The sequence below is a fragment of the Roseovarius conchicola genome, assembly GCF_041403425.1.
Classification (GTDB): Bacteria; Pseudomonadota; Alphaproteobacteria; order Rhodobacterales; family Rhodobacteraceae; genus Roseovarius; species Roseovarius conchicola.
The window spans coordinates 142240-153396 of sequence record NZ_JBGEHK010000003.1; the positions used below are offsets into that span (position 1 = coordinate 142240).

At 59.5% G+C, this 11157-nt stretch carries 9 protein-coding genes; 5 read left to right on the forward strand and 4 right to left on the reverse strand.

Annotated elements, in window-relative coordinates:
- Nucleotide 1: 1 nt before the first annotated feature.
- Genes V6N02_RS09895 through V6N02_RS09905 form a run of 3 tightly spaced genes read left to right on the forward strand, consistent with a single transcriptional unit; the run spans nucleotide 2 to nucleotide 2435 of the window.
- Nucleotides 2–655 (forward strand): DUF2848 domain-containing protein, encoded by a 654-nt coding sequence (locus V6N02_RS09895; RefSeq protein WP_371225417.1) that lies wholly within the window; start codon nucleotides 2–4, stop codon nucleotides 653–655.
- Between the two features lie 14 nt (nucleotides 656–669).
- Nucleotides 670–1413 (forward strand): 5-oxoprolinase subunit B family protein, encoded by a 744-nt coding sequence (locus V6N02_RS09900; RefSeq protein ID WP_371225418.1) that lies wholly within the window; start codon nucleotides 670–672, stop codon nucleotides 1411–1413.
- On the forward strand, nucleotides 1410–2435 hold the full coding sequence (locus V6N02_RS09905) for a 5-oxoprolinase subunit C family protein (RefSeq protein WP_371225419.1): 1026 nt from the start codon (nucleotides 1410–1412) through the stop codon (nucleotides 2433–2435). The genes V6N02_RS09900 and V6N02_RS09905 overlap by 4 nt, the downstream gene beginning before the upstream one ends.
- A 180-nt stretch (nucleotides 2436–2615) precedes the next feature.
- Here V6N02_RS09905 and V6N02_RS09910 read toward each other — a convergent pair whose 3' ends face one another.
- The 4 genes from V6N02_RS09910 to V6N02_RS09925 all read right to left on the reverse strand — a co-directional run bounded on the left by V6N02_RS09910 (nucleotide 2616) and on the right by V6N02_RS09925 (nucleotide 6712).
- A complete protein-coding gene (locus V6N02_RS09910) occupies nucleotides 2616–3593 on the reverse strand; it encodes a 2-dehydropantoate 2-reductase (RefSeq protein ID WP_371225420.1) in 978 nt (325 codons plus the stop codon).
- A complete protein-coding gene (locus V6N02_RS09915) occupies nucleotides 3590–5128 on the reverse strand; it encodes an acyl--CoA ligase (protein ID WP_371225421.1) in 1539 nt (512 codons plus the stop codon). Before V6N02_RS09915 ends, V6N02_RS09910 begins: the two co-directional genes overlap by 4 nt.
- A 458-nt stretch (nucleotides 5129–5586) precedes the next feature.
- Entirely contained in the window at nucleotides 5587–6108 is a 522-nt protein-coding gene (locus V6N02_RS09920) for a hypothetical protein (RefSeq protein ID WP_371225422.1), read from the reverse strand.
- Nucleotides 6089–6712: a response regulator transcription factor gene (locus V6N02_RS09925; RefSeq protein ID WP_371225423.1), complete on the reverse strand. Its 624-nt coding sequence runs from the start codon at nucleotides 6710–6712 to the stop codon at nucleotides 6089–6091. Before V6N02_RS09925 ends, V6N02_RS09920 begins: the two co-directional genes overlap by 20 nt.
- Nucleotides 6713–7535: 823 nt before the next feature.
- On the opposite strand from V6N02_RS09925, the gene V6N02_RS09930 reads away from it, so the two are divergent.
- Together V6N02_RS09930 and V6N02_RS09935 are read left to right on the forward strand one after the other, a co-directional pair.
- Nucleotides 7536–9116, forward strand: coding sequence for a hypothetical protein (locus tag V6N02_RS09930; RefSeq protein ID WP_371225424.1), 1581 nt, complete (start codon nucleotides 7536–7538; stop codon nucleotides 9114–9116).
- A gap of 109 nt (nucleotides 9117–9225) precedes the next feature.
- On the forward strand, nucleotides 9226–11151 hold the full coding sequence (locus tag V6N02_RS09935) for a hypothetical protein (RefSeq protein ID WP_371225425.1): 1926 nt from the start codon (nucleotides 9226–9228) through the stop codon (nucleotides 11149–11151).
- Nucleotides 11152–11157: the final 6 nt, after the last annotated feature.

Below are 11157 nucleotides of genomic sequence, written 5' to 3' on the forward strand. Positions count from 1 at the left end.
AATGCGGTTTAGTGTGAACAAGACCGAGATCGACGCCCCGATCGAGCAGGTGATCGTCGCCGGGTGGACAGGGCGCGACCCCGACGCGGTTCAGCACCACATAGATGAGCTGGCAGAGCTGGGCGTGGCCCCGCCCAGTCAGGTGCCGCTGTTCTACCGGGTTTCCAACTCCCTTCTGGTGCAATCGCCGGAGATCGAGGTGCTGGGCACCGCCACCTCGGGCGAGGTTGAACCGCTTCTCGTCAAGCTGGATGGCGAACTGTTCCTTGGGCTCGGTTCGGACCATACCGACCGTGAATTTGAAGCAGTGTCCGTCGCCGCCTCGAAACAAGCCTGCCCGAAACCTGTCGCAGCTCAGCTCTGGCGGTTCAACGAGGTCAGCCCGCATCTCGATCAACTGCGTCTGCTGTGCGAGATCGAGGAAGAGGGCAAGTGGACGACGTACCAAACCGGACCGCTGACAGGCATCAAGCCGCTTGGCGAACTGGCCGAGAGTGCTGGCCTCACCGATGGTCAGGCCATGCTTTGCGGCACTCTTGGCGCGATTGGTGGTGTGCGGCCCGCGTCCTCCTATAGAATGAGCCTCACCGACCCGGTTCTTGACCGCGCGTTGCAGTTTTCATACCAAGTCCGACCGCTTCCGGTGGTTGCCTGAGGAACGTTCATTCGATGTCGGAGACCCAGAAATCAACATGGCCGCGGATTCGTACCGCCGGATATGACGGTTTTGTCATCAGCTTCGGCGACAGCCTGAACGAACCGGCAAACCGCGCCAGCCTCGCCTTTCGCGACGCAATCGAACATGCCCGGTGGGAGGGGGTCGAAGAAAGCTCGACCTCGCTCGTTTCGACCTACCTGCGGTTCGATCCGCTGTGGCGCGATCATGGGGCGATGCGCACCGCTCTGGAAGGGTTATTGCAGGAACGTGACTGGTATGCGGCAGCGCTTCCAACCGGACGCAGATTATGGCGGGTTCCGACGGTCTTTGGCGGCGATGCGGCCCCTCAGCTCGCCGAGAGCGCACAGGCCGCCGGGCTGAGCGAGGCCGAGGCCATCGCCTCGATCTCGGCGACGCGCGTGCGGGTGCAAACCATCGGCTTTGCACCGGGCATGCCCTATCTGGGCGAATTGCCGCCCGAATGGGACATCCCAAGGCAAACCGAGCTCACCGCGCAGGTGCCGGCGGGCGGGCTTTGCGTTGCCATCCGCCAACTGGTTTTGTTTCCCGTCGCCACCCCCACCGGCTGGCGTCATATCGGCCAGACCGCGCTTCGCCTGTTTCGGCCCGAAGCGCGCGAACCGTTCCTGTTGCGCCCAGGCGACGAGGTGCTGTTTGAGCCGACCAGCTCCGAGACACTCGCGGCCCTGCAAGACGACGAGAATGGTGGCGCGGTAAGCGAGGCCATCCCATGACACGCAACCTGATCGTCCATCGTGTCGGGCCCGGCATAACCGTGCAAGACCTCGGACGGCCGGGCTATTTGGCGTTCGGACTGTCGCGCGGCGGCGCGGCTGACCGGATGGCGCTGGCCGAAGGCGCAGCCCTTCTTGGGCAAAAGGACGACCACGCGGCGCTTGAACTGGTCGGCATGGGCGGCGAATTCGAAGCCACAGAAGACATGCGCATCGCGCTTACCGGGGCGCCGATGCCGACCAGCATCGACGGGACACGCCTTGCTTGGAACGCCAGCCACTTGCTGCCCAAGGGCGCGCGGCTGCAGATAGGGGCCGCCGTGGCGGGCAATTACGGCTATTTGCACCTCGGCGGAGGGGTGGAAACACCGCAGCTGCTGGGCGCTGGAAGCGCGCATCTGGCCGCAGGTATCGGTGCCCGGATAGAACCGGGGGATCGCCTTGCAGTGGGTCAGGACGGGCGCAGCGACACAGGCTGGAGGCTGCCCCCGGAAGAGCGGTTCGGCGGCGGAACGGTCCGGATTGTATCAAGCCTGCAGACGGAATTCTTCGCACCCGCCGAGATCGCGCGTTTCGAGGCAACAAGCTTTCAACGCGACACGCGCGGCAACCGGATGGGTGTCCGCCTTGTTCCGGAGGGCGAAGGCTTCAAAAGCGAAGCGGGGCTGAGCGTTTTGTCCGAAGTGATCGTGCCGGGTGATATCCAGATCACCGGCGACGGCACGCCTTTCGTACTTCTCAGCGAATGCCAGACAACGGGTGGATATCCCCGGATCGGATCGGTCCTGCCCGCCGATCTTCCGCGCGTTGCTCAGACTCGACCGGGTGAACATCTGCGATTCACCTTCGTGTCGCTGGAAGACGCCGTCGCCATCCAGAGGCGCGCCCGGGAGTTCAGGGCATCCTTGCCCAAAAAGCGCAGGCCGTTGATCCGCGATCCTGCAACAATCACGAACCTGCTGTCCTATCAGCTGATCAGCGGCGCGACCGCAGGCCACGATCTGGACCGGCAGGATTCATGACCGTGCCTATGGGTTAAACGCTTGCGCCCGTCGTTCTGACCAGCGGGCCGGGGCCCATTGCTGAACCAACGCCGCGCCAGTCGCTCCTGCTCTGCTCGGGCGATCCGTCGATCTTCCTCACGCAGCCTGGCACTGATCCCGATCTTCCTCCCAGCCTTCAAGAGGCTGCGCCGGATGCGATCAACCGTAAAGCCCGGCCACCTTCCCCCGCAGCTGGATCAAGGCCAGAACCGTATCAATCGTGGGCGTCGGCGTATCTGTCACACGGCCCAGCTCCTGCACTGATCCCACCAGCGCGTCGATTTCCATCGGACGCCCCGCGTCAAGGTCCTGCAGCATCGACGTCCGGTGCGCGCCCACATCGGCACCGCCCTGAATGCGGCGATCCACGTCAATGGGGAATTTCACGCCAAGCTTTTCGGCAATGGTCTGCGCCTCAAGCATCATGTTGCGCGCCACCTCGCGGGTGCCGGGGTCGGTGCACAGCACATCCAGCGTGGCGTGCGTCAGTGCCGAGATCGGGTTGAACGACAGGTTCCCCCAAAGCTTGACCCAGATTTCATCACGGATCTTGGGCCGCACCGGTGCCTTCAGCCCGGCCGCGCTCAGCACCTTGGACAAAGCCATCGCACGTTCAGAACGTTCGCCCGATGGCTCACCCAACGAAAACCGATTGCCCTCGATATGCCTGATCACGCCGGGCTCGCTGACCTCTGCCGCTGGATAGACGACGCAGCCCAGTACATTGTCCGGCCCAAAGCCGTCCCATTGCGCATTGCCGGGATCGACACTTTCCAAACGTGTCCCCTCCAGATCGCCACCGATCTTATGAAAATACCACCAGGGCACACCGTTCACGCCCGAGACAATCGTCGTCCCGTCACCGATCAGAGGTTGCATCCTGCCCACCACGGGCGGCACCGAATGCGCCTTGAGCGTAACGATGACATAGTCCTGCGGGCCAAGATCCTCCGGGTTCTCCGACACTGTCACCGGCAGGGTTTTGGACTCGCCTTCCTCGATCAGTGTCAAACCTTTCTCGCGCATGGCCTCCAGATGAGGCCCACGTGCCACAAGGCTGACATCGGCCCCCGCCTCGGCCAGCTTCGCGCCCATATAGCCGCCGATAGCGCCCGCGCCGAAAATGCAGATCTTCATGACCCGGATGTCTCCACGAGGCCAAGTTTCTCAGCCAATCCAATCCGTTGCAGCTTGCCGGTTGCACCCTTTGGGATCTCGTCAAGGATGATCACCTTGCGAGGTGCTTTGAAATCCGCAAGCCGCTCCAGGGCGAATTCGCGGATATCGCGATCGGTTGCATCCTCGCCCTCGCGCAGGACGACGGCAGCGGCAACCTCTTCCCCCAGCTTGGGATGCGGCAAGGCGAAGGTCACGACCTGGGCAATCGCCGGATGCGCAGACAGCACGCCATCAACCTCCAGCGGGCTGACCTTCTCGCCGCCGCGATTGATGATCTCTTTCAACCGTCCGGTCAGCGTCAGGAAACCGTCGCTGTCAAACGTGCCCTGATCACCCGTGCGGAACCAGCGTTTGCCCTCGGCCTCGAAGAAATTCTTCGCATTGGCATCGGGATTGTTCTCATATCCCGGGGTCACATTGGGACCAGAGATGACAACTTCGCCAACCCCACCATCGGCCAGTTCAGGCTCCACCTCATGGGCAATGCGCACCTCGGGTCCGGCCGGGACGCCAACCGCACCGGGTTTCTGGGTGCCCGGCTCAAGCGGGTTGGAACACATCTGGTGGGCAGCTTCGGTCATGCCATAGCCTTCGATCACCGGCGCGCCGAATGTCTCGAACAGCTTTTCCATCACCGGACCCGGCAGCGAGGCCGATGACGATCGCAGGAAACGCAGCCGCGCGCCCTCGATGATATCGGCGTTGCGCGCCGCGCGTGACAGGATCGCCTGATGCATGCTCGGCACCGCTGTGTACCATGTCGGGTCGGCATCGCGCAGCCAGCCGAAGAACCGCAGGGCGTCGAAGCCGGGCGCACACCACACCTGCCCGCCCGTCGACAGCGTGGCCGACACCGCCGCCAGAAGGCCGTGGATGTGGAACAGCGGCATCACATTCATGCAGCGATCATCCGAGGTCAGCGCCAGCGATGTGGCAATGTTATGCGCCGAGGCCGCGACATTGGATTGCAGAAGCGGAACGATCTTGGGTCGGGACGTTGTGCCCGAGGTGTGCAGGATCAGCGCCACATCGTCTGCGCCCGGTACGCTCTGATCGCCACGGTCGGTAGTTTCCGATGACAAGGTGAACTGACCCGCGGGATCAGCCGGATCAAAGGCAAGCCGCAGAACCGCAACGCCAAGTTTCTCTGCAGCAGCGCTTGCCGGGCCATCGTCACCCTCCATCAGCACCACGGCCTTGGCTTTCAGATCGTCGATATAGAAAGCGAACTCTTCTTCGCGATAGGCCGGGTTCAGCGGGGCGGTGACAGCGGTTTGCGCGATTGTGACGAAGGCCGTGGCCATTTCGGGGCCATTGGGCAAAATGATCGCCACGCGGTCCCCGCGCCCGATGCCCGCTCTGTGCAGCGAGGCCGCAACCGTGTCAGAGAGTGTTCTGAGGCCCGCATAGTCAAGCCAGTCCCGATCAGGCGCACCAATCGCAGGTGCCGTTCCGGGATGGCTTGCAAGTAAACCCTTTATGGTATCTGGCACAGTGTTATTCCCCGCTCGGTTTATCAGCATGCTAAAGTGTTTCGCGAAAAGCTGTATCTCAGGGTTTCCCGAAACGCTTCAGGCAAATCCGGATGGACGATAGCGCAAGTAAGATTAATTTCAATGCAGACCAAATGAGGGTAGTGGGTCACTTTGAATTTCCAAATAGTCAGCTTTGATTTGCATGCCGCTCGTACAGCACCCATATTGAACGCATGGCGGCTCGCGACAGATCATCTCACTCAATAACTTGCCCCGAATGCGGGATTAGCGGTGTGGTGGAAACATCAGAGAATGACTATCCGTTTATGAAGAAGCTCGGATATGAGATTGATCAGGTTACCGGGCCATTTTCTGTGGGTGGGAAGTGTGAGAATTGGTCAACCACCGTTTTAACCTGCACTAAATGTCAGACTCAGGTGCACCCATGACAGGGACAGACCGATGGGTCTTGTTTGTCAGATTGGATAACCGAAGGTCGCGACGGTTTTCCAGATATCAAGATTAAGCTGCCTCAGACGCGCAATCGACGCGTCGATATTGGCGACCTCCTGCGCGTCCGCCACTTCCTGCTTGCCAACCAGAATGCGGTTCTTGCGATCGGCAATGCGCATCATGATGGTGTTCAGCGGGCCCCCTTCGGGATCGAAGGAATAGATGCAGTGATTGTACTTGTTGCGCAGCGCAGACTCCTTGCGAAAGCGCGATGTCAGGTCAAGGATCGCATCGCGCTGCACCTGCGGGGTGCGCGGCAGTTTTGCCAGCCTGTCGACCAGATCCAACCGGGCACTTGTGGTGTTCAGGGTCAGGAAAATGACAATCGCCACATCCTTGTCGACATTCGCAAGCCCGGCGGTCACGTGAATGAACAGGCTTTCGGTATTGGTCCAGTTGAAATTCAGCTGCCCCACGCGCAGAAAAATCTCGCGCAGGGCCGCTTCGTTGTCTTGCGGCGTGATGTCAGTCCCTTGACGTGGCATAGATCATCGCTGCTTCCGTGCGGTTGTGCACACCCAGCTTGGAAATCACGTGGTGAATGTGCAGCTTGACCGTATTTTCCGAAAGTCCCAGCTTGGCCGCGATCACCTTGTTCTGACGTCCCTTGGCGACATGCTGCAGAACTTCCATCTCGCGCTGCGTCAGTCGATCCAGGTTGTTGCCCAAAGATGGCTGATCCGCGGACTTCGCGACCGGCTCAACCGGTTGCTCGCGCGGTCGGTCCGCTCCGGTATCTATCGGCGCGATCAGTTCGGGCGTCACGTAAAGATGTCCCGACAAGCACAGCTTGAGCATCGAAATCCAGGCGTCGAAGTTCAGGTTCAAAGGAAAGAAGCTTGAAACCGCTGCCGGATAAAGAGTGCTGACCATAGGTCTGGTCTTGTTCACGTCACAATAGGCACAGGCAAAGCTTGCCCCCGACTGCGTACGCACCCATCCCGCCAGATTGCTGTCAAGTTTCCCGGCCGCAGGTTGATCAAGCACGATCAGGCGTAATCGCTCCCGCCAGTTCGGCAATGTATCGACAAGCTGATCGACAGTCTCGAAACATTTGACCCCGAACTTTTCGAGCTCAGATTCGGTCACACGGCAGAGCCGCTCCGAAAACTTCTGATTTCCTGATACAAGCGCGACAACCGAATGTGTTGTCCGTTCCATATCATACAATTTATCAACGCGGTCACCCCGCGCCTCGTCCATGTGTATCATTACAGTGCCCCCCCAGATTGATATCTAGCACCGCCAGTTAAAATTTGGCCCTCTCGGACCGGTCGTGAAAATAGTTTGTTTAAAGAACCGTTAGCGTAGCATTAACTAAGTTTAATAACAACTTTTTGACCAACTCTTCAAATTTTCAGCCATTTTCTAAACCTTTCGATATATATAAAACCATCTCAACTATACCCTTCGTACAGGTCAAGTTCTCTTAGGCTAGTCCGAATCACCGGACGGTTTAGAGCCCCTAGTTGAACCGGTTGAAGTAAATCGCCGCAACCTCATGAAACTTCGGACCTTTTCTAAACCGCCATCAGGACTAGGCTGAATTAGCGGCTATTTTTGATGCCCGATTCCCCCGCATCGTTCCTTCAGCACGATTTTGTGCAAATGCCATGGGGGGGCATCATTACCGAAAGGTACGCATCAGATCTGTCCGGATCTGCGACTTAATCCACGAGGATGTCGTCCGGCTTATTTTTTACAGATCAGCGCCTTTCGAATTGTCCCGCCCCCGGGAAAGGAAAGGGGAACACAACCGACAGTCTAAGAGCATAACCATGGGTTTTGCCACGACCGAGATTTCGTCACGGCGACCCGATCAAATTCAACACAACTAAAACCCAAACGCATTCGACGAGATGTCACTTGAGATAGAGCGGTGACCATCGAATGCCTCACAAGGAGTATTATCATGGGTGGACATCGTCATAATCATCTTTTCGGCCTGCAGGCCCAAGGGCAACTGCAAGGTCAGGGCCAAGGTCAGGCTCAAGGCCAGGGCCAGGGTCAAGGTCAGGGCCAGCATCAAGGCCAGTCCAGCGAGAGTGAAAACGTCAACCTCAATGGCAACGGCAATGGCAACCTGAACGGCAACGCCAACGGCAACCTGAATGGTAACGGAAATGCCAACGGCAACCACAACGGCAACGCCAATGGCAACGCCAACGGGAATGCCAATGGCAACCTCAACGCCAACGGCAACGTCAACTACAATGGCAACCACAACGAAGCCAGCAACTCGGCAACGAACACGGCGACAAACACTGCCACGAACACAAGCAATACCGATGTGGACGTGACCGTGGATGTGGGCGTCGGCCTGGAAGGACTGCCTTCCGACGACGACTTCTCTGATTTCGACCTGTCCGGAGGCAGCTCCGTCGGTGACGTCATCTCGGCACAAAATGGAACAATCCATCACTCCGTTGGTGCCGGCAACGACATCAACATGAGTGACGTTCTGAAGGACGCGCTGAAAGGTGCTGGCAACGATGCCGGCGTAGCGCTGGCCCAGTCTGCAAACCTGCAAGACAACGACAGCATCTCGAATGCTCAGGTGCAGAACAACGCCAACTTCCAGCAGAGTGGTGGCGCCCAAGGTGGCACCGCAACCGCAGATGAAGGCATCGAAGCGCAGCCTGAAGGCGGCAACGGTGGTTCTGGTGCAGCGTCTGTCGGCGGCTGGGGCGGTGATTCCGCAGGCTATGGCGGCCATTCTGGTGCAACCGGCGGTGCCGGTGGCCATGGCGGCATTGCAGCTGCTGTTGGCGGTGACGGTGCCTCAGGTGCCGGTGGTGGCCTCGGTTCAATCGGTGTTGGCGTCGGTGTTGGCGGCGATACGGGTGACGGCGGCGACGGCGGCGACGGTGGCAATGCCGGAGCTGGCGCAATCGGCCTGAGCGATGCCGATGGTGGCGATGCTGGCGCAATCGGTGTCGGACTTGGCCTTGGTGGCCTGGGCCTGATCCCGGTCGGTGCCGGTGCCGGTGCTGGCTTGGCTGCTGCAGGTGACGCTGGTGACGGCGGCAACGCAATTGGTGCCGCGTCCGGCTATAGCGATGGCGACGGCGGCGACAGCGGCAGCTCTGGCGGCATTGGCGCAGCACACAGTGCTGGCCTGGGCGTCGGTCTGGGTGTTGGTGGTGCCGGTGGCGCAGCTGGCGCAATCGCTGGCGGCGGCGGCAACGGCACAGGTGGCTATTCAGAGGGTGGACATGGTCTGTCCCTTGGCGGCCACGGTGGTGCAGCCGGGAACGCTCTGAACGGTGATGGCGGCGCAGCCGGCCACGCTGGCTGGTGGGGTTCGAACAACGGTGATGACGGTTTCGTCACCGGGATCTCCGAAGCTCAGGCATCGGCAGTTGTCGACACAACGGCCTTCAACCAAAGCATTGTGCAGGGTGCCAACATCCTGGGCAACACGGTTGACATGACGGTTGTTGGTGGCTCGCTCACCTCGACCCTGGTCGGCGAAGACGACACCATGGCGTAAGCCATTGGCTTAACCAATGAAAACAACCTGCGCGGCTCCGGTCGCGCAGGCCAACTAATAAGAAAAACGAGGTCTGTATTTTTAATCTCGATCCGGGTGGGAAAAACAAATGTCTTTTGATTTTACAACCGAAGCTATTGCGCATTTTATTGGTTCATTTAACCAGATTATTGAAGAAGCCCGTCTACGCACAGATTACGATCCTTTCGAAGGTGAAGCCGATAATTACGACGAGGCGAACGGCCTTCCGAACATCGTTGTCAAAGTAGCGGCACCGCTGAACACCGCGGGCTACGACGCAGGTATCTCCTACAGCGTGCAACTCCTGCCGTTGCCTGACCGGTTCGAGCCGGTTTCCGTGTTTCTGAATGCAGGGTTTGGGCAGGCAACGCCTTTCGTGGGCGGGACCAACCTTTCCGCACAGCAGCTGACTTACCTGTCAAACGCACCGTCCGGGGGCGGCGGCGGCACGATCATCCCCACGCCACCGCCGCCATCATCCTATGCGACGGTCATCGTGCAAAAAACCGAACTGTGGGATTCCGACATTCTGCTCGGTCTGGACGGCGGAGAATTCCTGCCCGAGGGCGCACCCGCCCTGGCCCTGGAATGGTTGACAGACGCGGCCGAAGAACTGGCCGGTCCGCTGGTGCCGCAAATCCCGGGCACCGGCGACGACTTCGCCCCGACCGCCTATGAGATTTACGATGCGGCAACCTCCTTCGACGCCGCCTCACCCAGTGGCGCAAGCGTCTTCGTTGCAACCGGCGAACACACTGTCGGCATCCACATGAATGGCGAGACTGCGGATTCCGTTCCCGAAGTCGGAGAGGCCCTGCCAGATCTGCCCGAAGAAGACGATGAAGAAGGCCCCGGCCATGACGTGATCGCCGGCGGCAACACGTTGATCAACCAGGCCTATGTCTCGTTTTCCCTGACAGATGCACCGGTGATTGCCGTGATGGGCGACAGCCTGTCCCTGTCCAGCATCAGCCAGGTCAACGTGCTCAGTGACTTTGACATGATGAATGGCGTGCTCAACACCGCAGGCGTGGAAGACAACACGCTCAACAATATCGCGTCCATTCTGGAGAACACGGCCTCACCCGTGGATCCGGACGCGGAAACCGCAAGCGAAGACGAAGCGATCACGTTTCCATCCATCGCATCCGTGGTGCGCATCGAGGGCGATGTCGTCAATTTCAACTACCTGATGCAGCAGAACTTCATTGCCGACGACGATGTGGTCAGCATGGAGCTGTCCGCGGAAGGCACATTCATCGAGAGCGGCGGCAACTTTTCCATAAACACCGCAAGCCTGCTTTCGCTGAGCTTCCTCTACGATATGATCGTGGTTGGCGGCGACATCATTAATGTCAGCATGATCAACCAGATGAACGTCTTGCTGGACGATGACTTCATCACCCATCCCGATGACGGGACGTGGTCGGCCAGCGGCAATGAAAACATGCTCTGGAACCAGGCCAGCATCGAATCGACCGGCACCGACAGCTATTTTGAAATGGATTCGGAGTTCGAAGAGCTTGGCGACAGCCTGGCGGAGGGGTCCAACGCCATACCCGGCGACATCCTGACGAACGAGGCCTTTGCCGGTGACGGTTTCCTCAGCGTGCTCTACATCGCGGGTGACCTGATCAACCTTCAGATCATCGATCAGTTCAACATCGCCTCTGAATCCGATCAGATTTTCGTGGCCGGTGGCGGCGACGAGGCCGGGCTGACCACTGGCAGCAATGCGCTGGTCAACATCGCGGCCATTTCCGAATTTGGCGTCGACTCCGAGATTCACGTCAACGGCGACACCTATTCCGACGCCCTGCTGCACCAGGCGGGCCTGGTCGTGGCCGAGGAAAGCAGTCTTGTTTCCGGGGGCCTCGGCGGTCTTGTAACCGAAGCCGTCGCCTTCCTCATGGACGATACCGAACAGCAAGCGAACGAAAACGGTGGCGGATACACCGGCTATGTCAGTGAAGACGAACTGGGGAACGACCCCATGGGTGGCATGGTCGCTTGATTAAAA

Excerpts from the sequence above, each read along its gene's own strand:
- V6N02_RS09930 (WP_371225424.1), top strand. The coding sequence starts at position 7,536 with ATGGGTGGACATCGTCATAATCATCTTTTCGGCCTGCAGGCCCAAGGG.
- V6N02_RS09920 (WP_371225422.1), bottom strand. The coding sequence starts at position 6,108 with ATGCCACGTCAAGGGACTGACATCACGCCGCAAGACAACGAAGCGGCC.
- V6N02_RS09935 (WP_371225425.1), top strand. The coding sequence starts at position 9,226 with ATGTCTTTTGATTTTACAACCGAAGCTATTGCGCATTTTATTGGTTCA.
- V6N02_RS09900 (WP_371225418.1), top strand. The coding sequence starts at position 670 with ATGTCGGAGACCCAGAAATCAACATGGCCGCGGATTCGTACCGCCGGA.
- V6N02_RS09905 (WP_371225419.1), top strand. The coding sequence starts at position 1,410 with ATGACACGCAACCTGATCGTCCATCGTGTCGGGCCCGGCATAACCGTG.
- V6N02_RS09895 (WP_371225417.1), top strand. The coding sequence starts at position 2 with ATGCGGTTTAGTGTGAACAAGACCGAGATCGACGCCCCGATCGAGCAG.
- V6N02_RS09910 (WP_371225420.1), bottom strand. The coding sequence starts at position 3,593 with ATGAAGATCTGCATTTTCGGCGCGGGCGCTATCGGCGGCTATATGGGC.